This window comes from Allomesorhizobium camelthorni (assembly GCF_011045125.1).
Lineage (GTDB): Bacteria > Pseudomonadota > Alphaproteobacteria > Rhizobiales > Rhizobiaceae > Allomesorhizobium > Allomesorhizobium camelthorni.
The window spans coordinates 1-519 of record NZ_JAAKZF010000343.1 but is presented as its reverse complement, the minus strand read 5'-3'; the positions used below and the strand labels follow the sequence as shown (position 1 = coordinate 519).

The window sequence follows — 519 nt, the reverse complement described above, 5'->3', positions numbered from 1 at the left end:
TACGCGATACAAAGCTTGAAGACTTCGAGCGGTTGGATGCCGGACGACACTTCGAGGAGGCCACTTTCGTCCGGCAGGCCCACGGCCTCATCCTATTCGGCTTGATACCCGCGTATGTCGCTCAACTGCTCGGGCGGATGGAACACAGCAATGTCCTCGCCTCCCCTTTGGGCGACCTCGTTCCTGAAATTTCCGAGATGGGGGTGAGCGACCTCGTCTCAGCTCCAGGACGCCTTTTCGGTAATTGTCTTACGCTCATCGAGAGGCATCGCGGCACGTTCAAAGCTTGCTTAGATCCGGGGTGACAGTATTCCGCACCACCGGTGATTGCGGACAACCATAGCGTTTCACAACGTCCGTTGATCAGGCCACCGGCGAGAACAGTGCGTCGCTAGTCGCTATTACCCGCACGCCATGCCATTCGGACCCGTTAAATATTGTGCGAGTATCGCAGCCTACTCGGCGCTAGCAGCGCACGCATAATTGTGCACATTATCTTTCGCAGAATGGCGTCGGGTA

The 519-nt window shown here is 56.6% G+C and carries 1 protein-coding gene; it reads left to right on the top strand.

The annotated features are described in order from the left end of the window. A partial coding sequence (locus G6N73_RS36660) for a hypothetical protein (RefSeq protein ID WP_206079295.1) occupies positions 1-305 on the top strand: 305 nt, incomplete at its 5' end. Between the last annotated feature and the right edge of the window lie 214 nt (positions 306-519).